Origin of the sequence: Phyllobacterium sp. 0TCS1.6A (assembly GCF_026420825.1) — a bacterium.
Classification (GTDB): Bacteria; Pseudomonadota; Alphaproteobacteria; order Rhizobiales; family Rhizobiaceae; genus Phyllobacterium.
The window spans coordinates 182,671-204,924 of the sequence record NZ_JAPMAB010000008.1; the positions used below are offsets into that span (position 1 = coordinate 182,671).

The 22,254-nt window shown below is 61.3% G+C and carries 21 protein-coding genes and 1 other RNA gene; 15 read left to right on the top strand and 7 right to left on the bottom strand.

Going from position 1 to position 22,254, the window contains the following annotated elements:
• Nucleotides 1-30: 30 nt before the first annotated feature.
• From OSJ75_RS17415 to OSJ75_RS17425, 3 genes are all read right to left on the bottom strand, one after another.
• Complete coding sequence (locus OSJ75_RS17415; protein WP_267228903.1) at nucleotides 31-1,896, bottom strand: extracellular solute-binding protein; 1,866 nt, start codon at nucleotides 1,894-1,896, stop codon at nucleotides 31-33.
• Entirely contained in the window at nucleotides 1,896-3,728 is a 1,833-nt protein-coding gene (locus tag OSJ75_RS17420; protein WP_267228954.1) for an ABC transporter substrate-binding protein, read from the bottom strand. Before OSJ75_RS17420 ends, OSJ75_RS17415 begins: the two co-directional genes overlap by 1 nt.
• Nucleotides 3,729-3,896: 168 nt before the next feature.
• Nucleotides 3,897-4,565, bottom strand: coding sequence for a c-type cytochrome (locus OSJ75_RS17425; protein WP_250019150.1), 669 nt, complete (start codon nucleotides 4,563-4,565; stop codon nucleotides 3,897-3,899).
• A gap of 176 nt (nucleotides 4,566-4,741) precedes the next feature.
• Between OSJ75_RS17425 and OSJ75_RS17430 the strand changes: the two genes are divergently transcribed.
• Nucleotides 4,742-5,485, top strand: coding sequence for a 3-deoxy-manno-octulosonate cytidylyltransferase (locus OSJ75_RS17430; protein WP_267228904.1), 744 nt, complete (start codon nucleotides 4,742-4,744; stop codon nucleotides 5,483-5,485).
• Nucleotides 5,485-6,348, top strand: a complete 864-nt coding sequence (locus tag OSJ75_RS17435) for a prephenate dehydratase (protein ID WP_250019148.1) — start codon at nucleotides 5,485-5,487, stop codon at nucleotides 6,346-6,348. The genes OSJ75_RS17430 and OSJ75_RS17435 overlap by 1 nt, the downstream gene beginning before the upstream one ends.
• On the opposite strand, the gene nudC is transcribed toward OSJ75_RS17435, so the two are convergent.
• Nucleotides 6,345-7,286, bottom strand: a complete 942-nt coding sequence (nudC, locus tag OSJ75_RS17440) for an NAD(+) diphosphatase (protein WP_267228905.1) — start codon at nucleotides 7,284-7,286, stop codon at nucleotides 6,345-6,347. The genes OSJ75_RS17435 and nudC overlap by 4 nt on opposite strands.
• A gap of 30 nt (nucleotides 7,287-7,316) precedes the next feature.
• Nucleotides 7,317-7,721, bottom strand: a complete 405-nt coding sequence (locus OSJ75_RS17445) for an HIT domain-containing protein (protein ID WP_250019235.1) — start codon at nucleotides 7,719-7,721, stop codon at nucleotides 7,317-7,319.
• Between the two features lie 69 nt (nucleotides 7,722-7,790).
• Between OSJ75_RS17445 and ffs the strand changes: the two genes are divergently transcribed.
• The 5 genes from ffs to OSJ75_RS17470 all read left to right on the top strand — a co-directional run bounded on the left by ffs (nucleotide 7,791) and on the right by OSJ75_RS17470 (nucleotide 12,725).
• Nucleotides 7,791-7,887, top strand: an RNA gene (ffs, locus tag OSJ75_RS17450) — signal recognition particle sRNA small type.
• An 88-nt stretch (nucleotides 7,888-7,975) separates the two neighbouring features.
• Entirely contained in the window at nucleotides 7,976-9,823 is a 1,848-nt protein-coding gene (locus OSJ75_RS17455; protein WP_267228906.1) for a DNA polymerase III subunit gamma/tau, read from the top strand.
• Nucleotides 9,824-9,837: 14 nt separating this feature from the next.
• Entirely contained in the window at nucleotides 9,838-10,161 is a 324-nt protein-coding gene (locus tag OSJ75_RS17460) for a YbaB/EbfC family nucleoid-associated protein (protein WP_250019145.1), read from the top strand.
• 692 nt (nucleotides 10,162-10,853) lie between these two features.
• Nucleotides 10,854-11,459 (top strand): recombination mediator RecR, encoded by a 606-nt coding sequence (gene recR / locus OSJ75_RS17465; protein ID WP_267228907.1) that lies wholly within the window; start codon nucleotides 10,854-10,856, stop codon nucleotides 11,457-11,459.
• A gap of 42 nt (nucleotides 11,460-11,501) precedes the next feature.
• Nucleotides 11,502-12,725 carry a lytic murein transglycosylase gene (locus OSJ75_RS17470; RefSeq protein ID WP_323748405.1) on the top strand — a complete coding sequence of 408 codons (1,224 nt, stop codon included), beginning with the start codon at nucleotides 11,502-11,504 and terminating at the stop codon, nucleotides 12,723-12,725.
• Between the two features lie 26 nt (nucleotides 12,726-12,751).
• Here OSJ75_RS17470 and OSJ75_RS17475 read toward each other — a convergent pair whose 3' ends face one another.
• Together OSJ75_RS17475 and OSJ75_RS17480 are read right to left on the bottom strand one after the other, a co-directional pair.
• Nucleotides 12,752-13,015 (bottom strand): hypothetical protein, encoded by a 264-nt coding sequence (locus OSJ75_RS17475; RefSeq protein WP_267228908.1) that lies wholly within the window; start codon nucleotides 13,013-13,015, stop codon nucleotides 12,752-12,754.
• A 100-nt stretch (nucleotides 13,016-13,115) separates the two neighbouring features.
• Nucleotides 13,116-14,042, bottom strand: coding sequence for a transglutaminase-like domain-containing protein (locus OSJ75_RS17480; protein ID WP_250019142.1), 927 nt, complete (start codon nucleotides 14,040-14,042; stop codon nucleotides 13,116-13,118).
• A gap of 180 nt (nucleotides 14,043-14,222) precedes the next feature.
• Here OSJ75_RS17480 and OSJ75_RS17485 point away from each other — a divergent pair, with 180 nt between their 5' ends.
• From OSJ75_RS17485 to OSJ75_RS17520, 8 genes are all read left to right on the top strand, one after another.
• A complete protein-coding gene (locus OSJ75_RS17485; protein ID WP_250019141.1) occupies nucleotides 14,223-14,426 on the top strand; it encodes a hypothetical protein in 204 nt (67 codons plus the stop codon).
• Nucleotides 14,427-14,517: 91 nt separating this feature from the next.
• Complete coding sequence (locus tag OSJ75_RS17490; protein WP_267228909.1) at nucleotides 14,518-15,897, top strand: FAD-containing oxidoreductase; 1,380 nt, start codon at nucleotides 14,518-14,520, stop codon at nucleotides 15,895-15,897.
• A gap of 219 nt (nucleotides 15,898-16,116) precedes the next feature.
• A complete protein-coding gene (locus OSJ75_RS17495) occupies nucleotides 16,117-17,160 on the top strand; it encodes an autoinducer 2 ABC transporter substrate-binding protein (protein WP_250019139.1) in 1,044 nt (347 codons plus the stop codon).
• 128 nt (nucleotides 17,161-17,288) lie between these two features.
• A complete protein-coding gene (locus OSJ75_RS17500) occupies nucleotides 17,289-18,785 on the top strand; it encodes a sugar ABC transporter ATP-binding protein (RefSeq protein WP_267228910.1) in 1,497 nt (498 codons plus the stop codon).
• Complete coding sequence (locus OSJ75_RS17505; protein ID WP_267228911.1) at nucleotides 18,782-19,759, top strand: ABC transporter permease; 978 nt, start codon at nucleotides 18,782-18,784, stop codon at nucleotides 19,757-19,759. The genes OSJ75_RS17500 and OSJ75_RS17505 overlap by 4 nt, the downstream gene beginning before the upstream one ends.
• A gap of 14 nt (nucleotides 19,760-19,773) precedes the next feature.
• On the top strand, nucleotides 19,774-20,769 hold the full coding sequence (locus OSJ75_RS17510; RefSeq protein ID WP_267228912.1) for an ABC transporter permease: 996 nt from the start codon (nucleotides 19,774-19,776) through the stop codon (nucleotides 20,767-20,769).
• 51 nt (nucleotides 20,770-20,820) lie between these two features.
• Complete coding sequence (rbsK, locus tag OSJ75_RS17515) at nucleotides 20,821-21,747, top strand: ribokinase (protein ID WP_267228913.1); 927 nt, start codon at nucleotides 20,821-20,823, stop codon at nucleotides 21,745-21,747.
• A 42-nt stretch (nucleotides 21,748-21,789) separates the two neighbouring features.
• Nucleotides 21,790-22,245: an RbsD/FucU family protein gene (locus tag OSJ75_RS17520; RefSeq protein WP_267228914.1), complete on the top strand. Its 456-nt coding sequence runs from the start codon at nucleotides 21,790-21,792 to the stop codon at nucleotides 22,243-22,245.
• The last annotated feature ends 9 nt before the right edge of the window (nucleotides 22,246-22,254 follow it).

Consider the following 22,254-nt stretch of genomic DNA (forward strand, 5'->3'; position numbering starts at 1 on the left):
CAGCTCAGGGCTCCTCTGGAACCCGTGGGATTAAGACTTGCCAATGGATCTTGCCTTCTCTTCATCAAACCACCACAGCGACTCCGGCAGGAAATCATAGTCAGGTTTCGGCTCCTTGAAGCCGAACATGTCCCAATAGGCAACCTGATGATTCGCCAGAAACCAATTTGGAATCCAGTCACGCCTTACACGCAAGAGTCTATCAAGTACACGCATGATGGTATTCAGCTCTTCGCGCGACCGGGCAGCCGAAACCTTGGCGATCAGTTCGTCCAGGACGGGATCGGCAACGCCGCATAGATTGTACGAGCCGGGAACGGAAGCCGCGCGCGAGCCGAACATCGTCGCAAGCGAATCGCTGCTCGGCGTCGGGCTGAATGCAAAGGCGATACCGATCATGTCGAAGTCGAAATCCTGCAGCCGCAGCTGATATTGCGCCGGATCGATCATCCTCAGGCCGGCATTGATGCCAATGGCCTTCAGATTGTTGATGAAGGGCGAATAGACGCGCACGAAGACTTCCGCCGCGATCAGCATTTCCAGCTTGAGAGGATTGCCCCTGGCATCGGCAAGCGTGGTTCCGTCGCGCTTGAAGCCGGCCTCTGCCAGGAGTTCGGAGGCGCGGCGCAGGTTCTTGCGGTCGCGTCCGGAGCCGTCGGACGAGGGCTGCAGCACCGCCTCGCCGAAGATCTCCGTGGGCAGGCGGCTCCTGAGCGGCTCCATGATCGCCAGTTCCTGCGGCGAGGGCAGGCCCTCGGCGCGGAAGTCCGATCGCTCGAACAGCGAATGCGATTTCTCATAGCTGCCATAGAACAGGTTCTTGCGGGTCCATTCGAAATCGAAGCAGAGCGAGATCGCCTCCCGCACCCGCGGATCGCGGAAATGCTCGCGCCGCTGGTTTATCGCCCAGGCCTGCATTGTCGGGCGCTTTTCGCTCGGAAAGGTGCGTTTCACCACCTTCTTTTGCTGGATCGCCGGGAAATCATACTCCGTGGCCCAGGTTTTCGCCGTGCTTTCGGCGCGCCAATAGATGTCGCCCTTCTTGAAGGCCTCGAATTCCGGCTGCCGGTCACGGTAGAAATCGATGCGGATGCGCTCGAAATTGTTCTGGCCGCGCCGCACGGCGAGGTCCTTCGCCCAGTAGTCCTCGACGCGCTCATATTCGATGCGGTTGCCGGCGGCGACCTTGCTGACGCGGTAAGGCCCCGAGCCCAGCGGCGGCTCGAGCGTCGAAGCCTCGAAATCCCGTGTCGAATACCAGTTTTTCGACAGGACCGGCACCAGCGGTATGGCAGTGAGGGCGGTCAGGCCCGGATTGTCACCCTTGACGCTGAACCGGAAGCGATGATCGTCCTCGGCGACGGCATTCTCGATCTGGGTCATCAGCAGAAGTATCGAGGGGTGGCCGAATTTGACGATGGTCTCGAAGCTGAACACGACATCATGCGCGGTGACGGGCGAGCCATCATGGAACCGCGCTTCCGGCCGCAGGGCAAAACTGTAGGTGCGCTTGTCCGGCGAGACGCTGACGCTTTCCGCCAACAGCCCGTAGATGGAATCCGGTTCGTCGAGCGCCGACACCATCAGCATGTCGAAACACAGTTCCATGCGGGGCGGCGCGTCGCCCTTTGCCGAGAAGGTGTTGAGCGTATTGTAGGTCTGCGGCGACTGGTTCAGCACCCATGTCCGCGGCGAGAAGACGAACAGGCCGCCTTTCGGCGCTTCCCGGTTGACATAGTCGAACGCTTCGAACCCCTTCGGATATTTGAGTTCGCCGAAGGCGGAGAGCCCGTGAAGCGGCGTATCCGTCGCCACGTCCGCCAGCGCCAGGCGCGGCGTCGCCATGGCTGCGAGCCCGGTTCCGGCCAGTCTGAGGAGATCGCGGCGGCTGAACATCAATCCCCGCGTGTCTTCAATGCGGCTTCCCTGGCCGGGTCCACCCACCACGAGAATGGGTCGATGCCCACATAATCGGGCTGTTGTTCCGGTATGTGGAACTTGTTCCAATAGGCGATGTTGATCGTGGACGCATACCATTGTGGGACAGCGTAGTAGTTCCACAGCAGCACGCGGTCGAGCGCGCTGGTCGCGGCTTCGAGCTCCTCGCGGTCCTTGGCGAAGACGATCCGGTCGATCAGCTTGTCGACGGCCGGGTTCTTGATTCCCATATAGTTGCGGCTCCCCGGCGTGTCTGCGGCCGTGCTGCTCCAGAAATCCCGTTGTTCATTGCCGGGCGATTGGGTTTGGGCCATCACGGACATGATCACATCATAGTCAAAATCATTGACGCGGGATATGTACTGATTGCTGTCGACGACGCGAATCGTACCCTGGATGCCGATGCGTCGCAGGTTCTCGATGAAAGGCCCGAATACACGCTCGTCGCTCGGATCATTGGCGAGAAATTCGATGGTCAGCGGCTGCCCGGTCTCCTTGTAGACGAGCTTGCCGTTCTTCTGGTCGTAGCCTGCCTCCCTCAGCAGCGTGACCGCCTTGCGCAGGTTCTCCCGCGATGCCTGCGGCGTGTCGTAGACGGGCAGCTTGAATTCCTTCGTGAACAGGTCCGGCGGCACCTGGTCCTTGACCGTCTGCAGGATTTCAAGCTCCTTGCCGGCAGGAATGCCGTGCGATGCAAGGTCGATACCGGCGAAATAGCTGTCGATGCGCTTGTACTGACCAAAGAACATGTTCTTGTTCATGCTCTCGAAATCATAGGCCCATGTCAGCGCCTCGCGCACCTTCGGATCCTTGAACTTGTCCCGGCGCGTATTGAGCAGGTAGCCCTGCATGCGTCCGACCGCGCGCAGCGGAAAGGTCTTCTTGACGACGTCGCCGCGACTGACGGCTGCGAAATCATATTCCCGCATCCAGCGGCCGATACGGTTTTCCAGCCGGTAATCCTCGAAGCCACCCTTCTTGAATGCCTCCCAGCTGGCATTCGTATCGCGGAAATATTCGTAGCGGACATGGTCGAAATTGTTGCGGCCGATATTGACCGGCAGGTCCTTGCCCCAGTAGTCCTCGACGCGGCTCCAGACGATGGTCTTGCCGGGAACGATGCTTTCGATCCTGTAGGCCGATGATCCGAGCGGGATCTCCATCGTGCCCTTGCTGATGTCGCGCTTCTTGCCGGATGCGTCGGTGCCTTCCCACCAATGTTTGGGCAGCACGACCATGTCGCCCATGATATTGGGCAGTTCGCGGTTGCCGCCGCTGGTGAATGTGAAGGTCACTTCGCGTTCGCCGGTCTGCTCGGCCTTGACGACGTCATGGTAATACTTGTTGTAAAGCGGGCTCTGCGCCTTCAGCACATTGAAGGTCCAGATCACGTCATCGACGGTGATCGGCTTGCCGTCGTGCCATTTTGCGGCGGGATCGAGCTGGAACTTCACCCATGAAAAGTCTTCGGGGAAGGCGATCTTCCGTGCGATCAGGCCATAGCTGGTCGAAGGCTGGTCCAGGGACTGGCTGAGCAGCGTATCGTAAAGCAGCCCACCGCCGAAATTCAACAGCCCCGCTGCCGGCGTTCCCTGCACGACATAGGGGTTGAGGCTGTCGAAACTGCCCTCGGCCGCCTGGTTCAGCGTGCCGCCCTTCGGGGCTTCAGGGTTGGCATGGTCATAATGTTTGAAGTCGGGCCCGTATTTGGGATGGTCCATGAGACTTGCCGCGTGGCGCCATTCGGGTTCGGCTGCAAGGACGGCACTGGATGTGGCGGCAACCAGCATGAGGCTGGCCAGAAGCTGGCGAATTCTCAAGTCTCATCTCCATTTTGACTGGGCTTCAGTCTAAGAGAAAATGAGGCTGAGAATAGACCTTGAACGAAAAAACACGTTGAGTTGATAAAAAAAAGCCGGGCATTTCGCCCGGCTTTTCCGATGGTCTGTGGCGGAAGCCTATTGTGCGGGTGCCGCCGGAGCTGCTGGCGCCGCGCCGCCCTCTGCCGGCTGTTCACCGGCGGGAGCTGCTGCACCACCTTCGGCGGGCTTGTCGCCTGCCGGGGCTGCCTCTGCGGCCGGAAGCGGCTTCGGGCTGTCGGACAGTGTGCGCAGATAGGCGATGAGGTCCGCGCGCTCATTGTCCTTCTTGTCGCCGGCAAAGCCCATGGCAGTGCCCTTGATGTAGCCCTTCGGCGAGGTAAGGAAGTGATTGAGATGGTCAAAGGTCCAGGTTTCCTGGCCGCCCTTCGAGAATTCCTTTATGGCTCCGGAATAGCTGAAGCCCTCATGCGTCGCGATCGGCCGTTCCACGATGTCCCAGAGATTCGGGCCGACCTTGTTGGCGCCGCCCTTGTCTGCGGTGTGGCATGCAGCGCAACGCTTGAATACCGCTTCGCCGCGGGCCGGATCGGCCGAGGCCAGCAGGGTGGCGATCGGCACTGCTTCCGCCGGGGCCGCTGCACCGCCGGCTGCTTCCTCGCCGCCTTCAGGCGCCTCTATGATGAATCCCGGCTTTTCGGGGGCGTGCGTATCGAAAATGAAATCCGACATAATGCCCGCTGACATGACAACGAATACGGTTGCCAGAAAGGCCATGGCATATTTGTTGAACGCGCTCGATTCCATCGTCGACCATTGCTCCTCTTGCGGAAGGCTTCAATATCTGATCAATGCAAACCGCTGCATTTATGACAGAAACCCCTCGTGATCGCGCGGAAACTAGGTCTTTTGCTTGGCGTTTGCAACACATATAAGGGCGGTTCTGCCTGAGACTTTTTGACACCGTAAGGCGACGCAGGACAATGAAAATTCTGAATCTTATCCCGGCCCGAATGGCCTCCACCCGGCTTCCGAACAAGCCTCTTGCCGATATAGAAGGCAAGCCGATGATCGTCCATGTGGCCGAGCGCGCCATGGCGACGGGCCTCGGCCGCACGGTCGTCGCGACCGACAGCGAGGACATCCGCGCCGCGGTGACCGCCCGCGGCCTCGAAGCGGTCATGACCCGCAATGATCACGAATCAGGCTCGGACCGGATCTACGAGGCGCTGTGCGCGCTCGATCCCGACAAGAGCTTCGATGCCATCATCAATGTTCAGGGCGATTTGCCGACCATCGATCCCGCAACGATAAAGCGGGCGCTGCGGCCGCTTGAGGATGGACCGGCCGATATTGCGACGCTCGGCGTCGAAATCAGCCGCGACGACGAGAAGACCAATCCGAACGTCGTCAAGATCGTCGGTTCGCCCCAATCCGAATCGAGGCTGCGCGCGCTCTATTTCACCCGGGCAACCGCGCCATGGGGCGAAGGGCCACTCTACCATCACATCGGGCTTTATGCCTATCGTCGGCAGGCGCTCGAACGCTTCGTCGGCCTTGGCCCGTCGCCTCTCGAAAAGCGCGAGCGTCTCGAGCAATTGCGCGCATTGGAGGCTGGCATGCGCATAGATGTCGAGATCGTCGATTCCGTGCCGCTCGGCGTGGATACGCCCGAGGATCTCGAACGGGCAAGACAGCTACTCCGCGCATCGCAAGGCATCATATAATGACCAGGACCAACCGCATTTCGTTCCAGGGCGAGCCAGGCGCCAATTCCGACACCGCCTGCCGCAACATGTTCCCGGACATGGAGCCGCTGCCTTGCCCGAGTTTCGAGGACGCCTTCAACGCGGTTGAAAGCGGCGCGGCGGATCTCGCCATGATACCCATCGAGAACACGATCGCCGGCCGGGTCGCCGACATCCACCATCTCCTGCCCGAATCGCGCCTGCACATCGTCGGCGAATATTTCCTGCCGATCCATTTCCAGCTGATGGTCCTGCCGGGCGTGGCGCGGGAAGAGATCGTCAGCGTCCATAGCCATATCCATGCGCTGGGCCAATGCCGCAAATATATCAGGAAGAACGGCTGGAAGCCGGTCATCGCCGGCGATACGGCCGGCGCCGCGCGGCTCGTCGCCGACGTGAAGGACCGGACGATGGCGGCGCTCGCGCCACGGCTGGCGGCCAGCCTCTATGGGCTCGATGTGCTCGAAGAGGATGTGGAGGACACGGAGAACAATGTGACCCGGTTCGTCGTTCTCAACAAGACCAAGCGCTGGGCTCCGCGCGCCTCGGACGCGCTCATGATGACGACCTTCGTCTTCCGCGTCCGCAACGTCCCGGCCGCGCTCTACAAGGCGATGGGCGGCTTCGCGACGAATATGGTCAACATGACCAAGCTCGAAAGCTACCAGATCGACGGCAAGTTCACCGCCACGCAGTTCTACGCCGATATCGAAGGCCATCCCGACGACAAGAATGTCGCGCGCGCGCTTGAAGAACTGGAGTTCTTCTCGGAGGAAGTGCGCATCCTCGGCGTCTATCCGGCCGACACGACGTTTCGCGCATCGCAGGTCGCTGCCGACTAGCCGAGGCCGCTTTCGGTCCAGTCGCGGATGAGATGCGCCGCGATTGCGCCGGTCGGCGGGGTCATCAGCCCATCGGGATGGGTGCGCTCCAGCATTTGCACGACCTCCTGCCTGTCGAACCAGCGGCCGTCTTCGAGCTCCGACTTGTCGAGGATGTAGTCGTCCGAAAGCGCCTCGGCATGGCAGCCGATCATCAGCGAATAGGGAAAGGGCCAGGGCTGGCTGGCGTGATAGACGACGCGCCCGACAGCGAGGTTCGTTTCCTCGCGGGTTTCGCGGCGCACCGCATTCTCGATCGTTTCGCCGGGCTCGATGAAACCGGCAAGGCAGGAATACATCCCGGCGCCGAAATGCGGGCCGCGCGCCAGAAGACACCGGTCCTCCCGGACGATCAGCATGATGGCAACGGGATCCGTGCGCGGAAAGAGCTGCGCGTCGCAATTGGGGCAGGTGCGGCGATAGCCGCCATCGCGTGACACGGTCTCATGGCCGCAGCGCCCGCAATAGCGATGATTCTCGTGCCAGGTCAGGAGCGAGACGCCCTGTGCCATGGCGCCGAGCTGGTCCGCCGGAATGAGCCCTTGCGTATAGGCGGAACGATAGTCGGTTGCCGCCACCGTCTGCGGCAGTTGCTCAACATCGATGCCGCTCGGCGCTGCGAGCACGGGCATGCCGTCCTGCAGGCCGAGATAGACGGCCTTGGCGATGACGGGACGGAAATTTGCAGCCGCTTCGAGCGGGAAGAAGGCGCTGCCGCGATCGCTGTCGATCAGGATACGCCCGTCGCCGATGAGCAGCATGCAGGCTTTCGGATTGGCAAGGGCGATGGTTACGGCATCATCGCTCCGCTTTTCGGAATGCCGGTCGATCCTGTTTCCGGCGAAACCGACAAATTGGCTCGGCTCCGTCTCCGGTGCTGAGAAAAGACGAAAAGGCATGGGAAATCACTCCAGCAGAATTGGCCAGGATCAAAGAGCTTCGCCAATGGATTTTATGAGATCTTGTGCTTCGGCTTCGCCATAGGGCACGCGCGTTCCAAAGCCCCAGACTGGGCCAGGCCAGCCGGCATCGCCGGAATTGCGGGCGATGACGTGAACGTGCAACTGGCGAACGATATTGCCGAGTGCGCCGGTGTTCAGCTTCTCGCAGTTCGTCACCCGTTTCAGGGCCTGCGCCGCCAGCCCGGCCTCGAAGGTGAGCATGGTCTGGTCCAGCGGCGTGAGATCGTGGATTTCGCTGACATCCGGCCGCTGCGGAACCAGGATGAGCCAGGGCCAGCGCCGGTCGTTCATCAGGCGCAGGTCGCAAAGGCCGAGGCGCGTGACGCGGAATGTATCGTTTGCAAGTTTGGTATCGAGCACGAAAGTCATGATGTGGGTTAGATAGCAGTTTTTTTTGCCATGTGCTTGCTTTTTGCGGGCAGATTGCCGATATGAACGCTGGGAGGTTGGTGGCGGACGAGCCACTCGCCAACCGGGTCAGGTCCGGAAGGAAGCAGCCCCAACGAGCCAGGCACGGGTCGCCGTGCCAGCCTCCCACCTTTTCTTTCGCACCAAGCCTGTGTCAAAGCTCTCGGCGCCATTGACGCTGTGGTGTATGGCGGTCACATTGAAACGCCGGAAAAGCAATGCAGGAGCATGGACAAGACGCGATGGAAACAAAATCGCCCGATAGCGCCTATCGCGTACTCGCCCGCAAATACCGGCCGCAGAATTTCAACGATCTCATCGGCCAGGAGCCGATGGTCAGGACCCTGACAAATGCGTTCGAGACCGGGCGTATAGCCCAGGCCTGGATGCTGACCGGCGTGCGCGGTGTCGGCAAGACGACGACTGCGCGCATCCTCGGTCGCGCCCTCAATTACAGAAGCGCCGAGATTGACCGGCCAACCATCGATCTTTCAGTCCTCGGCGAGCATTGCCAGGCGATCATGGAAGGCCGGCACGTCGACGTGATCGAGATGGACGCGGCGTCGCATACCGGCATCGACGACATCCGCGAGATCATCGAGCAGGTGCGCTACCGCCCTGTGTCGGCGCGCTACAAGGTCTATATCATCGACGAGGTTCACATGCTGTCCAATCAGGCCTTCAACGGCCTGTTGAAGACGCTCGAGGAGCCGCCGCCCCATGTGAAATTCATCTTCGCGACGACTGAAATCCGCAAGGTGCCCATCACCGTCCTGTCGCGCTGCCAGCGCTTCGACCTGCGCCGGATCGATACCGCGACGCTTACCGAGCACCTGCGCAAGATCGCCGAACTCGAATCGATCACCGTCGACGATGCCTCCCTCGGCATGATAGCGCGGGCCGGAGAGGGCTCCGTGCGCGATTCCCTTTCGATCTTCGACCAGGCGATCTCCCACGGCGCCGGCAGCGTCGATGCCGATACTGTCCGTTCCATGCTCGGCCTCGCAGATCGGGCGCGGATCATCGACCTGTTCGAGATGCTGATGCGCGGCGACATAGCATCGGCGCTGCGGGAGTTCCGCGCGCAATATGATGTCGGAGCCGATCCTGCGGTCGTGCTGAACGACCTTGCCGATTTCAACCATCTGGTGACCCGCATCCGCTTCACGCCCGATGTCGCGGACGACATTTCCCTCTCGCAGGACGAACGCCTTCGCGGCCGGGATTTCGCCGACAAGTTGTCCATCCGCGTGCTTTCGCGTACCTGGCAGATGCTGCTGAAGGGCATCGGCGAAGTGGAAAGCTCTAGCCGTCCCGTCCAGGCCGCGGAAATGCTGCTGATCCGCATCGCCCATGCCTCGGATCTGCCGACATTGGACGAGGCATTGAAGTCGCTGGAGGACGAAGGCGCCGGCGCTTCCCATTCCCCCCGATCGGAGCCTGGCAGGCCGAATGGCGGTGCGCCGATGGCCTATCAGCGGACGGCGGCCACGGCAGCCACCACCGGCGCGCCGGGTCGCGCCACGGCGCAGGGCACCGGTACCGGCGCCGTGATGCGCCTGGTCGAACCCGATGGCGAGCAGGCGCCGGCTTTCGTGCAACAGCCTGCGGAGGCTCCCGCCGTTCCGGTGGCAACCATTGGCGACATCATCGATCTCGCGGACAAGCATCGCGACATGCAGTTCAAGATCATGGTCAAGAACTGCGTGCGGCTGGTCAGCATTCATCCCGGGCGGCTCGAAATCAACCTGACGTCGAATGCGCCGAAATCGCTGCTGGCCGACCTGTCGCAGAGACTGACCGAGTGGACGGGGACACGCTGGATGGTGTCGCTGTCGCGGGAGGAGGGCGATCCCACCGTCCACGAGACCGAGACGGCAAAGCGCAACACGATGTTGAACGATGCCCGCGCCGACCCGGATGTTGCCGCCATACTGGCCAGGTTTCCCGGGGCGAAGATCATAGATGTTCGCATCGCGACGCAGGCCGATGCCGAGGGGCTGGAGGGCGTGTCGGACGCGGCAGCGGGCGACGGCGCTTTGGACCCCATCGAAGATGACGATTAAAAGGAGTTACATTCATGCGTGACATCATGGGCATGATGAAACAGGCCAAGGAAATGCAGGCCAAGATGGCCTCCATGCAGGAGGAAATCGCCGCGCTGGAAGCCGAGGGACAGGCCGGTGGCGGGCTCGTCACGGTGAAGCTTTCCGGCAAGGGCGCCTTGACCGGCCTCACCATCGATCCTTCGCTGTTCAAGGAAGACGACATCGAAGTCATCGAGGATCTCATCATCGCCGCGCACAATGAGGCGAAGGCCAAGGTTGAAGCCGTCATGGCTGAAAAGACGCAGGCATTGACCGCTGGCCTGCCGATCCCGCCGGGTTTCAAGCTGCCGTTCTGAGTGGCGGCCTACGACGAGAGTATAATTTAATCTGAAGGCGGCGTAGGCTAGGTTCGACTTGGAGTGGGGCAAATCCGCCTCCGTTCCTTGTTGGAATTGAACCCGGATAGACAATGTCCAGCCCGTCGGCGTTCCTTTCAACACAACGGCCAGACTGAACAGTCTCCACATAGGTCGTCAAGGCGATGCTGATGGCGCAATTGCGCCATCAGTTCCCCCGGCGCGCTGCCTGCCTCCCGCCCCTGCGGAGCCTCGTCTGGCACACTGAAGTTACAACCAGAGTACTATTGGAATCCGGGATCGGATGAGTTAGATTTGGCTTGGAGTGGAGGCGAGCTTTCGCCCGCCTCCGTTCCTCGTTTAGAATTGAACCCGGATAGTGACTTCCCAGCCAGTCCGGGTTCTTTTCACAACAAGGGCCACACTAAACGGAATTCTCCGCATAGTTTGCCTCCAAGTTGAGGGCAAGGCTGATGCCGCAGTTGGGAAAGCCCGTCTTCCCCAATACACTGGCTGGCTCAGTGCTGTTGCTTCTGCCCTCAAGCTCTGCGTCGAACGCTGGCAATACCCCTAACGACTTCGCCGATCCGTGCAACCAATCAGCGATTGCAGAGCCTGGCTTGCGAATTGCTGGGTTGAGGCCCGGCGGCTCGGCGATTTCCTAAGATCGCAATTTGGTCTAAACCGTGCTCATGTCGAAACGAATCGCCGGCCCTGAAATCGAACGTCTGATCCAATTGCTCGCCAAGGTGCCGGGGCTCGGCCCGCGTTCGGCGCGGCGGGCGGCATTGCATCTGATCAAGAAGAAAGAGGCGCTGCTGGTGCCGCTCGGCGCCGCGATGCAGGATGCCGCGGAGAAGGTGCGCATCTGCAGCCATTGCGGCAATGTCGATACGTCCGATCCCTGCATGATCTGCACCGATCCGCGCCGTGACCGCGCGACGCTGATCGTCGTCGAAGACGTGTCCGACCTTTGGGCATTGGAGCGGGCTGGGTCGATGAATGTGCGCTACCATGTGCTCGGCGGCCGGCTTTCACCGCTCGACGGGATCGGGCCGGACGATCTGAACATCGCGGCGCTTGTCAGCCGTGTCGCCGATGGCGAGGTCAAGGAGGTGATCCTCGCGGTGAATGCCACCGTCGAGGGCCAGACGACCGCCCATTACATCACCGACCAGCTCTCCAGCTTCGAGATAAGGATCACGCGTCTCGCCCATGGCGTCCCCGTGGGAGGAGAACTCGACTATCTGGACGAGGGAACGCTGACTGCGGCCCTGCGTGCCCGCACATCGCTATAAGGAACGGCGCCAGTGACTCATCGATCCGGACTGCTCTCGGCAATGATCGTCGGTTTCCTCGCGCTCCTTCTTCCGGGGCAGGCGCTTGCGGCCTCCAAGGCGGATGTCGAGCGACAGTATCGCGCATGGCTGGCCGATGATCTGTGGCCCGAGGCACGCGAAAGGGGCATATCCAGAACGACATTCGATAGCGCTTTCGCTGGCGCGGCGCTCAATCTCGACCTGCCGGACCTCGTCATGCCGGGCGAGAAGCCGAAAACGCCGAAGAAGCAGTCGCAATCGGAGTTCGGATCGCCGGGTAAATACTTCAACGCCAAGACCGTGGCGGCTGTCACTTCCGGTGGCGCGGCGCGCGCCAGGCAATTCGGCCGCGTATTGCGTGCCGTTGAGGCAAAATATGGAGTCCCGGGCGAGATAATCCTCGCCATATGGGGCCGGGAAAGCGGCTTTGGCAGCGTAAAGATACCGAACAACGCCTTCACCGTGCTTGGCACCAAGGCGTTTCTCGCATCCCGCAAGGACATGTTCCGCAAGGAATTGCTGGCGGCGCTGGAAATCGCCGAGAAGGGCTATATGGATGCGGGGGGCATGAAGAGTTCCTGGGCCGGCGCCCTCGGGCAGCCTCAGTTCATGCCCAGCTCCTATTTGCAGCATGCGGTCGATTTCGACGGCGACGGCAAGCGCGACATCTGGAACTCCGTTCCGGATACGCTGGGCTCCATCGCCCATTATCTGCAGCAGTTCGGCTGGCAGCAAGGGCGCGAATGGGGCTACGAGGTGACGGTGCCTGAGACGGTCAGTTGCGCCCTCGAAGGTCCTGATCGCGGCAAGAGCTTTGCCGCATGGGCGAAGCTCGGCATATCCCGTGTCGGCGGCAAGGCCTTTCCTGCCAGCGAGACGAAGCGCGAGGGGTTCCTGTTGATGCCGGCGGGCAGGCATGGCCCGGCCTTCATCGTCACCAAGAATTTCTACGTGCTCAAGGAATATAATATGAGCGACCTCTATGCGCTGTTCATCGGCCATATGGCCGACCGCATCGCGCATGGCTCGTCGGGATTTTCGGCGGACTGGGGCGATGTCGGCGGTCTCTACCGGTCGGATATTGCCGCAATGCAGAGGGCGCTGGAGAAACAGGGCTATGATGCCGGTGGAGCGGATGGCTTTCCGGGATTCAAGACCCGTCGCTCGATCGGTGAATGGCAGGAAAAGAACGGGCAGCAGCCCACCTGCTTCCCGACCAGGGAAATCACGGCGGCGCTACGCTAGGGCGTTTTCCACACCCTGGCTCGAAGTCAGTCGAGATCCTGGCCCGTATTGATGGGCCCCGTATTGATGGGATGTGAGTTGATGGCCGTGATGACGGCCAGCGCCGCAAGCGAGTTCACGCTGCGATTGCCGCGATTGAACGCCGCCATCACTGTTTCCGCAATGATTTTGGCGTCTTCGCTGGAGCTCGACTGCACCACGAGCGTTTTTGCCGCCTTGTCATAGGCTGCCTGCATGATGTCCCAGTCTTCCTGGGTATATGTCGATTTCAATGGATTGTCGAAAGGCATCGCAGACGCCCCTTGCCGTCAATGTGAGTCCAGGGCACAACGATAATGCCTCAAATGTGGCATGGCAATTTCGAAAGCGGCAGCCTGTGCCGCTGCCGCCCTACAGCGTGGGCTCCGCTTCCGATGCGTGGCGGATATGGCGCGAAAGCCTCGACCAGCGCTGGCTGAACCACGGCGTCACCAGCGACACCTTCTCGAAGTGCTTGCTGGCGAAAGTCGGGTCGTTCTCCTCGAAGGTCCACACCTTGAAGTTGGTCAGCTCATGCGGGCCAAAGGTGTAGATCAGCGGGATGTCGGCTGCGTCGCGGCCCCTGGCGACCACGATGCGTCCGATCCGGCGCTGATTGTGGCGCGCGTCGAAAGTATGCCATTTGCCGCCGAGGAAGACTTCGAACCAGGCATTGAAATCCATCGGCGCGGGATCCGGTGGCACGCCGATATCGCCCATATAGCCATTGACGTATCGCGCCGGAATATTCATGCAGCGGCAGAACGCGACGGCGAGATGGGCGAAATCGCGGCATACGCCGACGCGCTCCTCATGCGCCTGCGCCGCGGTTCGCGTTGCCCGGGCAAAGCCATAGCTGAAGGTGAGGCGCTGGTTGACATAATCGCAGATCGTCTGCACCCGCGTCCAGCCGGGACTCACATTGCCGAACAGGCTCCAGGCGAGATTGCTGAGCTCATCCGTCTCGCAGTAGCGGCTTGCCGAGAGGAAGGCGAGGCATTCGGTCGGCAATCTGTCGACGGACACCTCCTCGGCATCCTTGTCGACGGGATCCGGCAATCCATTATCCTCGAGCACCGCATCATATTTGAGCGACAGGTTCCCGGCCGGTGCCAGCAGGCGCAGGCAATGATTGCCGAAGAGATCGGTGAACGTCTCCAGCGGCACCTGCGGCGCGGCAAGGGGACCACGTTCGCATTGTACGTGTTCCTTCCGTGCCGGTTCCAGGGTGAGATAGGTCGTCATGGGCGTTGGCTCGTTGCACCGGATTGCTATCTCATAGCCGACACGTATCAACATTGGCGGGTTCCTTCAGCTTGTGAGGAGGAAACGCCGCGCTGCCCAGCTGGTTCCGCAAGCAGGAAAAATTCAGGATTTGTTCACCATATTCGCAATGAGGTTGAAACAAATCGACTCCAGTCGGGTTACCATGGACAAGCCGCAGCGACTGCGGAAGGAACGAGAGTGATTGGAATGGCAATGGCCGCAAAGCCTGTAAACATGCCGCCATCGGCAAAGCTGGTCCGGAAACAGATTACGCGGGCAGAGTTCCGCAACGTTGCCGAAACCGCGCGCCCATCGCAATCCGACAGGAACATCCCCGACATGTTGCGCGACCTGTTGAAGCGGCTCGACGAAGCCGAAGTCCGGCATTCTTCGCGTCGACGGCTGCGGCGTTCCTAGTGGAACGAATTTGACATTCGGCCTGATCCGGTCCAGCGGCAGGATGAGATGATTTCATGACGTTGTTTCCGGCATTTGGGATTGGTGAGCCATGAAGACCTTCGATGCGATCATCATCGGCGCCGGCCAGGCAGGGCCCTCGCTTGCCGGACGCCTCACCGCCGCCGGCAAGACCGTGCTTCTTGTAGAGCGCAAGCTTTTCGGCGGAACCTGCGTCAACACCGGATGTATGCCGACCAAGGCTTTGGTTGCAAGCGCCTATGCGGCGCATCTGGCGCGACGAGGAAGCGATTTCGGCGTCACCATCGACAGCCCGATCCGGATCGACATGGCGCGGATCAGGGAGAGGGCGGCCACGGTCACGCAGAACGCCCGCAGCGGCGTCGAGAACTGGCTGAAGGGCATGGAACGCTGCACCGTCGTCGAGGGGCATGCGCGCTTCGCCGGCCCGAACGAGATCGAAATCGACGGCGAGCGCTACGGCGCGCCGAACATATTCATCAATGCCGGCGGCCGTGCCAATATCCCCGACATGCCCGGCATCGACCAGATCGACTATCTGACCAATCGCGGCATATTGGAGCTCGACCACTTGCCCGAACATCTCGTTATCATCGGCGGCAGCTATATCGGACTGGAATTCGCCCAGATGTACCGCCGGTTCGGCGCCGAGGTCACCATCGTCGAGAAGGGGCCACGGCTCATCTCGCGCGAGGATGAGGACATATCGGAAGCCATCAGGCAGATCCTGGAGAAGGAGGGCATCCGATGCGTGCTGAACGCCGAATGTATCTCCTTCAGGAAGGCGGACAATGGCATCGAAGTCGGCCTCGATTGCGACGAGACAAGCAATGTCGTGGGCACGCATGTGCTGATGGCGGTCGGTCGGCGGCCCAATACCGACGATCTCGGCCTGGACAAGGCGGGCGTCGAGACCGATGCGCGCGGCTACATCAAGGTCGATGACAGGCTGGCGACGAATGTGCCCGGCATATGGGCGCTCGGCGATTGCAACGGGCGCGGGGCATTCACCCACACCTCCTATAATGATTATGAGATCGTCGCCGCCAATCTTCTGGATGGCGGTGACCGCAGGCTCAGCGACAGGATCATGGGCTACGCGCTCTATATCGATCCGCCGCTCGGGCGCGTCGGCATGAGCGAGAACGAAGCGCGCAAGTCGGGCCGGCCCCTGCTCGTCTCGACGCGGCCGATGTCGCGCGTCGGCCGCGCCGTCGAAAAGGACGAGACGCAAGGCTTCATGCGCGTAATAGCCGATGCGCAGACGCGCCGGATTCTCGGCGCCGCCATTCTCGGTACCGGCGGTGACGAGGCGATACATGGCATTCTCGACATGATGAATGCCGATGCGGATATTTCCACCCTGCAATGGGCGGTGCCGATCCATCCCACCGTGTCGGAACTGATCCCGACACTCATTGGCGATCTCAAGCCCGCTGACCGGCAGTAACCGAGACGCTTGTCAGGGCAGGCAACCTTGAACATTTGCACAGGGGCGGAAACAAAGATATTGACAAGGATGGTGGTTTAAGTGTGATGATGAAACGTTTCATCGCATCAAATCATGGATGAACGGCCAGGCCCGGGCAACCCTGCGGAGGAATGACGGGCGGGCGGACGGGAGAGGGCGGCAGTGCTGCCCGTGGAAAATATCAAGGGAGGAAGAGTCGTGAAAAGACTTCTAGCATCATTGGCAATGTCGCTTGCGTTGATCGTACCGGCGCTGGCCGAAGGGCCGGTCGACACGTCCAAGGTCAACAAGGAATATGTAACCGCTGCCGACGGCAAGACCTATTCGATCGCCACCGTGGTCAAGGTGGACGGTATCGCCTGGTTCGACCGCATGCGTGCCGGCGTCGAGCAGTTCAAGTCGGAAACCGGAGCCGACGTCTGGATGGTCGGACCAAGCTCGGCTGACGCCGCGGCACAGGTCCAGATCGTAGAAAACCTCATTGCGCAGGGCGTCGACGCGATCTGCATCGTTCCCTTCTCGGTCGAGGCCGTGGAGCCCGTGCTGAAGAAGGCGCGCGAGCGCGGCATCGTCGTGATCGCGCATGAGGCGTCCAACATCGTCAATGCCGATTATGTCCTCGAAGCCTTCGACAACAAGGCCTATGGCGCCAAGCTGATGGAAGTCCTGGCGAAATCCATGGGCGGCAAGGGCAAATATCTCGCCACCGTCGGCAGCCTCACGTCGAAGTCGCAGATGGACTGGATCGACGGCGCCATCGAATTCCAGAAGAAGAACTATCCCGACATGGCCCTCGCGACCGAACGTCTCGAGACCTATGACGACGCCAACCAGGATTATACGAAGCTGAAGGAAGCGATGACGACCTATCCGGACGTCACCGGCATTCTCGGCGCGCCGATGCCGACTTCGGCCGGTGCCGGACGCCTGATCTCCGAAGGCGGCCTGAAGGGCAAGGTATTCTTTGCGGGCACGGGGCTTGTTTCCGTGGCCGGCGAATATCTGAAGAGCGGCGACATCCAGTACATCCAGTTCTGGGATCCGGCCGTTGCCGGCTATGCCATGAACGAACTGGCGATCATGGCCCTCGAAAAGAAGACGGACCTCATCAAGGCTGGCCTCAATCTCGGCCTTCCCGGCTATGAGAACCTTGCCGCGCCCGACGCATCCAAGCCCAACCTGCTCTATGGTGCGGGCTGGGTAGGCGTCACCACCGAAAACATGGGCGACTACAACTTCTGACAGGATTGGTCATTTCCCTCTGGCCGGTTGCCCCGCGCGTTTGTCGCGGGGCTTGCCGGGCCGCATGCAGCCCCGTCCGCCGCTCGCCAGCGTGTGGGTAAGGACGCGGGGGAGATGAAAGGAAAATCATGAGCGAATATCTTCTGGAACTGAGGAATATCGTCAAGCGCTTCGGCGGGCTGGTCGCGCTCGACAATGTCTCGCTTGCCCTGAAGCCCGGTGAGATCCATTGCCTTGCAGGCGAAAACGGCTCCGGAAAATCGACGATCATCAAGATCATGTCAGGCGTCTATACGCCGACGGAAGGTGAAATCCTGATCGATGGCAAGCCGCTGGGCAATTTCACGCCGGCCCAGTCGGTTCAGCAGGGCATCCAGGTCATCTATCAGGATTTTTCCCTGTTCGGCAATTTGACGGTGGCCGAAAACCTCGCATTGAATACTTTGCTGCTCGAAGGCCGCAAGACCGTGGACTGGTCGAGGGTGCGCGAGCTGGCGACGAAGGCGCTGGCGCGCCTCGGCGTCACGATGGACCTCGACGCCGAGGTCGAAAGCCTGCCGACATCGGGCAAGCAGATCGTCGCCATCGCCCGCGCGATGATGGCCGATGCCCGCCTCATCATCATGGACGAACCGACGACGGCGCTGACGCGGCCGGAGGTGGACGCGCTGTTCCGCATCGTGCGGGACATCCAGTCCCAGGGCATCGCCGTGCTGTTCGTCAGCCACAAGATGCGCGAAATGCTGGAGATCAGCGAGCGGCTCACGGTCTTCCGCAATGGCAGGAAGGTCGCCGAAGGGCCGATCGGCGAATTCAACGAGGCGGCGATCACCCGCGCCATGACCGGCCACGACCTCACCGATCAGACTTATACATGGGAGAAACGCGGCGACGAGCCACCGCGCCTGAAGATCGACAAACTGTCGATACCGGGCGTGCTGCAGGACATCGACCTCTCGCTGCAGCCCGGCGAAATCGTCGGCCTTTCCGGCCTCATCGGCTCGGGGCGCACCGAACTGGCGCTGGCGCTGTTCGGCATGAACCCCTCCTTCACCGGCAAGGTCGAGATCGACGGCCAGCCGGTCCACCCGCGATCGGTGCAGGAGGCCGTTGCCGCCGGGCTTGCCTATGTGCCGGAGGACCGGCTCAGCGAAGGGCTGTTCCTGACGCAGTCCATCGAAAGGAACATGCTGGCGACGTCGTTCGACAAGTTCGTGCGCGGGCTCTTCATCGACCGCAAGCGCGCCGATGCCGCCACCTCCGGCATGTTCGACGCCATGCAGATCGCCGCGCCCGGGCCGCACACGCCGGTGAACCATCTGTCGGGCGGCAATGCCCAGCGCGTGGTGCTGGCGCGCTGGCTGCTGACCGGCGCCCGCCTGCTGATCCTCAATGGCCCGACCGTCGGCGTCGATGTGGGCTCGAAGGCGCAGATCCACCGCAAGATCAGGGAACTCGCCAGCCAGGACGGCCTCGCCGTGCTGATGATTTCCGACGACGTTCCCGAGCTTGTGCAGAATTGCAATCGCGTCATCGTCATGCACCGCGGCGCATTCGTCGGCGAGGTTGCCGGCGATGGACTCAGCGAAGACGAATTGAACGATCGTTTGAAGGCTTTGAAATGACCATATTCCGTCGATCAGAGTTCATCATTGCCGTCATCCTCATCGCGGCGATGATACTCATCGGGCTGATCAATCCCGCTTTCTGGTCCCTCGACAATCTCTTCGGCCTGCTGCGGAGCAATGTTATCATCGGCATCATGGCCCTCGGCGTTCTCGTCGTCATGATATCGGGCGGCATCGACGTTTCCTTCACCGCCTTCGCCGCCGCCGCCATGTATCTGACGGTGAAGATCATGGTCTATTACGGCTATGAAGGCGTCGCCCTGCCGTTCCTCGCGGCGACGGTCATCGGCCTCGTCCTCGGGGCGATGAACGCCTTCTTCATCCATACTTTCCGCATGATACCGCTCATCGTCACGCTCGGCACCGGCAGCGTGGTGCGCGGTCTCCTGCTCGGGCTCGTCGGCACCAGCATCGTCAATATCGACAAGATGCCGCCGCAGCTCATCGCGTTCGGCAAGACCAATCTGATGAATTCCGTATCGGCGACAGGCACGAATTTCGGCCTGACCGCAATGATCCTTGTCTATGCCGGCCTCGCGCTCGTCACCCATCTCTTCCTGCGCTACACCATGATCGGACGCAGCATCTTCGCCTATGGCGGCGCGCCGGAGGCCGCCAAGCGGGTAGGCTTCGACACGCGCAAGACGCTGCTTTTCGTCTATTGCTTCGCCGGTGCGCTGGCCGGTTTTGCCGGGCTCTTGCAGAGCGCAATGATCTGGCAGGCAAATCCCCGCGATTTCGGCGGCCTCGAACTCGATGTCATCGCCGCCGTCGTCCTCGGCGGCGCATCGATCTTCGGCGGCCGGGGCAGCGTCGCCGGCACCCTGCTCGGGGTCTTCATGCTGGTGATGGTCAAGAACAGCCTGATCATCATGAAGGTGGATACGACCTGGCAGCGCGTCGTCGTCGGCCTGATCATCATCATCGCGACGGCGCTGACCGCCTGGCGCGACCGCAAGAAAATCGTGTGACGGGGAACCAGGCCATGTCGAACAACACGCTGGTAAAACGCATTCTCGGCCAGGACCAGAACATCCTGCAGCTCATCGTCATCACCATTCTCGTCTTCGCCCTGATGTCGTGGCTCAACCCGGACAAGTTCCTGCGCTACTATAATTTCGAGTCCATCACCTACATCATGCCCGAGCTCGGCATCCTGGCCATCGCCATGATGATCGCGATGCTGACGGGCGGCATCGACCTTTCGGTTGTCGGCATCGCCAATCTCGCCGGCATTCTCGCGGGCGTGTTCTTCCATTCCGTCATCACCGGAGCGGACCTTACGACGGGGATGACGCTGCTTTATACGGGCATCGGCATCCTGTTCGCGCTCGCCATCGGTCTCGCGGCGGGTCTCCTGAACGGGGTGCTGATCGCCAAACTGCGCATCACGCCGATCCTCGCGACGCTCGGCACCGGCCAGATATTCACCGGCCTTGCCGTCGTCCTGACGGGCGGCCCGGCCATCGTCGGTTTTCCGGATGGCTGGAGCTTCATCGGCAATGGCAAGATCTTCGGCATCGCCACGCCGTTCATCCTCTTCGTCATCGTCGCCGGCGCGGTGGCGGTCCTGCTGACGCGCACGACCTTCGGCGTCAACCTGATGCTGATCGGCACCAATCCGCGCGCCGCGGTCTTTGCCGCGCTGCGCAAGGACAGGATGATCATCTATTCATACATGCTCACCGGCGTCCTCGCCGCCCTTGCGGGTGTGATCCTGTCGGGCCGCACCAACGCGGCGAAGTCCGATTATGGCGCGTCCTATCTGTTGCAGGCGGTGTTGATCGCCGTGCTTGGCGGCACCAATCCCGCGGGCGGCAAGGGCCGGGTGCTCGGCGTCTCCATCGCACTCATCGCGCTGATGCTGCTGTCGTCCGGGTTCCAGATCCTGCGCTTCTCCAACCATCTGATCGATTTCATCTGGGGAGGCTTCCTGCTTCTGGTCATCGCGCTCAACGCGTTCCGCAACAGCGGGCGCTAATGGCTCCAGTCCAGATTTTTCCACCATCAGCTTTTTGAGGAAGTCCAACACATGGTACGTCGCATAGCAGTCGTCGGCAGCAACATGACCGATCTGGTAACCTCGATCATCCGCATGCCTGCGCCCGGCGAAACGCTGGAGGCGCCGTCCTTCTTCATGGGATTTGGCGGCAAGGGCGCCAATCAGGCGGTTGCGGCCGCGAGGCTTGGCGCCGAGGTGATGATGGTCACCAAGGTCGGCGACGACGTCTTCGGCGAGAGCACCATCCGCAACCTGCAGGACAATGGCATAGACACCAGGCATGTCGCCATCGTCGAAGGCCAGTCGAGCGGCGTGGCGCCGATTTTCGTCGACGAGAGCGGCGAAAACTCCATTCTGATCATCAAGGGCGCCAATAATTCGCTGTTGCCGCAGGACATCGACGCGGCGGCCGAAGACCTGAAGCAATGCAGCCTGATCCTGCTGCAACTGGAAGTGCCGCTGGAAACGGTCTACCACACGATAGAATTCGCCAGCCGCCATGGCATCGAGACCGTGCTGAACCCGGCGCCGGCCGCGCCCGATCTCGACACGGCGAAGGTCGGCAAGGCGACATTCGTCGTGCCGAACGAGACCGAGCTGAAGCTGATGACGGGCCTGCCCACCGGCACGGACGAGGAGATCGAGACCGCGGCGCGCGCGCTGATGGCGCGCGGCATCAGGACGGTCATCGTCACGCTCGGCTCGCGCGGCGCGCGGCTGGTGACGGCGGAGGGCTCGACGATCATCGAGCCGCTCAAGGTCAAGCCGAAGGATACGACCGGCGCGGGCGATGCCTTCATCGGCAGCTTCGCCCGCTATTACGTCGAAACCGCAGAACTGGAGCCTTCGTTGAAGAAGGCCGCGCTCTATGCGGGGGATTCCATCACCCGCCCCGGCACGCAGAAATCCTACGCCACGGCGGAGGAATTCGAAGCGTTTCTGGCCCGCGGTGAGTAGAACCGGACAAGTGAAATCGAACGATAACAGGAGGAATTATCCGTGCTGAAGAACCTCGATCCATTGCTGAACGCCGATATACTCTATGCGTTGAGGGCCATGGGACACGGCGACCGGCTGGTCATCTGCGACACCAACTTTCCTGCCGATTCCATCGCCCGCCAGACACGTCTCGGCCGGCTCCTGCGCATCGATGCCGTGACTGCTCCCCGCGCGGCAAAGGCCATCCTGTCGCTGATGCCGCTCGACAGCTTCGTCGACGATGCCGCCGCGCGGATGGAAATCGTCGGCAGTCCCGACGAAATTCCGGACGTGCAGATCGAAATGCAGGCCGAGATCGACGCTGCCGAAGGCAAGCACTGGCCAATGGTTTCCATCGACCGCATGGCCTTCTACGAACATGCGAAGAACGCCTATTGCGTGATCGCGACCGGCGAGCGCCGCTTCTATGGCTGCTTCATTTTCACCAAGGGCGTCATCCCGCCAGACGCTGCCTGACTTATACGG

Excerpts from the sequence above, each read along its gene's own strand:
- OSJ75_RS17420 (WP_267228954.1), bottom strand. The coding sequence starts at position 3,728 with ATGCTGGTTGCCGCCACATCCAGTGCCGTCCTTGCAGCCGAACCCGAA.
- OSJ75_RS17485 (WP_250019141.1), top strand. The coding sequence starts at position 14,223 with ATGGCCGCAAAGCCTGTAAACATGCCGCCATCGGCAAAGCTGGTCCGG.
- OSJ75_RS17455 (WP_267228906.1), top strand. The coding sequence starts at position 7,976 with ATGCAGGAGCATGGACAAGACGCGATGGAAACAAAATCGCCCGATAGC.
- nudC (WP_267228905.1), bottom strand. The coding sequence starts at position 7,286 with ATGCCTTTTCGTCTTTTCTCAGCACCGGAGACGGAGCCGAGCCAATTT.
- OSJ75_RS17470 (WP_323748405.1), top strand. The coding sequence starts at position 11,502 with ATGATCGTCGGTTTCCTCGCGCTCCTTCTTCCGGGGCAGGCGCTTGCG.
- OSJ75_RS17490 (WP_267228909.1), top strand. The coding sequence starts at position 14,518 with ATGAAGACCTTCGATGCGATCATCATCGGCGCCGGCCAGGCAGGGCCC.
- rbsK (WP_267228913.1), top strand. The coding sequence starts at position 20,821 with ATGGTACGTCGCATAGCAGTCGTCGGCAGCAACATGACCGATCTGGTA.
- OSJ75_RS17430 (WP_267228904.1), top strand. The coding sequence starts at position 4,742 with ATGAAAATTCTGAATCTTATCCCGGCCCGAATGGCCTCCACCCGGCTT.
- OSJ75_RS17505 (WP_267228911.1), top strand. The coding sequence starts at position 18,782 with ATGACCATATTCCGTCGATCAGAGTTCATCATTGCCGTCATCCTCATC.
- OSJ75_RS17500 (WP_267228910.1), top strand. The coding sequence starts at position 17,289 with ATGAGCGAATATCTTCTGGAACTGAGGAATATCGTCAAGCGCTTCGGC.
- OSJ75_RS17435 (WP_250019148.1), top strand. The coding sequence starts at position 5,485 with ATGACCAGGACCAACCGCATTTCGTTCCAGGGCGAGCCAGGCGCCAAT.
- OSJ75_RS17425 (WP_250019150.1), bottom strand. The coding sequence starts at position 4,565 with ATGGAATCGAGCGCGTTCAACAAATATGCCATGGCCTTTCTGGCAACC.
- OSJ75_RS17460 (WP_250019145.1), top strand. The coding sequence starts at position 9,838 with ATGCGTGACATCATGGGCATGATGAAACAGGCCAAGGAAATGCAGGCC.
- OSJ75_RS17480 (WP_250019142.1), bottom strand. The coding sequence starts at position 14,042 with ATGTTGATACGTGTCGGCTATGAGATAGCAATCCGGTGCAACGAGCCA.
- OSJ75_RS17415 (WP_267228903.1), bottom strand. The coding sequence starts at position 1,896 with ATGTTCAGCCGCCGCGATCTCCTCAGACTGGCCGGAACCGGGCTCGCA.
- recR (WP_267228907.1), top strand. The coding sequence starts at position 10,854 with ATGTCGAAACGAATCGCCGGCCCTGAAATCGAACGTCTGATCCAATTG.
- OSJ75_RS17475 (WP_267228908.1), bottom strand. The coding sequence starts at position 13,015 with ATGCCTTTCGACAATCCATTGAAATCGACATATACCCAGGAAGACTGG.
- OSJ75_RS17510 (WP_267228912.1), top strand. The coding sequence starts at position 19,774 with ATGTCGAACAACACGCTGGTAAAACGCATTCTCGGCCAGGACCAGAAC.